Here is a 400-nt window from a genome sequence, read left to right as displayed (position 1 = left end):
AGCGCCTCGAGCTGGGCGATGATCTCGTCGATAGACGAGCGCTGCATGTCCATGATGGCTTCATCTACACCGACCTCCAGAGCCCGCTGGCGCAGGCTGCGCAGGGGTCCCACCATCCTGGTGAGCGCACGAGCCAGTGCAGCCTCTTCGACACCCGTCGCGTCGGCCGTCTGCCGAACGACACTGGCCCAGCGCGGGGAGCCTCCATCATCGGCTTCCCACCGCATCCGGCGGGCGATGCCGTCGGGGTGAAGCATCATGGGAACGAAATCGAACAACGGCGTCAATCCGACATAGCCATCCGCGCGCCGCTGGATGGCCGTGTTCCGCGCATGATTGTCCTTATTGCCCAGTGCAATGTTGGCGACATCACGGCGCACGTATTCGATGACATCACGCT

The 400-nt window shown here is 63.5% G+C and carries 1 protein-coding gene; it reads right to left on the bottom strand.

Translation table 11 applies throughout. The features are described from left to right. A partial coding sequence (locus CBX98_RS25525; protein ID WP_146192918.1) for a HipA domain-containing protein occupies positions 1 to 400 on the bottom strand: 400 nt, incomplete at both ends.

The sequence above is a fragment of the Vibrio sp. T9 genome, from assembly GCF_003123985.1.
Classification (GTDB): Bacteria; Pseudomonadota; Gammaproteobacteria; order Enterobacterales; family Vibrionaceae; genus Vibrio; species Vibrio diabolicus.
Note: the sequence above shows the minus strand (reverse complement) of the source record. Positions and strands in the feature narration are given on the sequence as shown.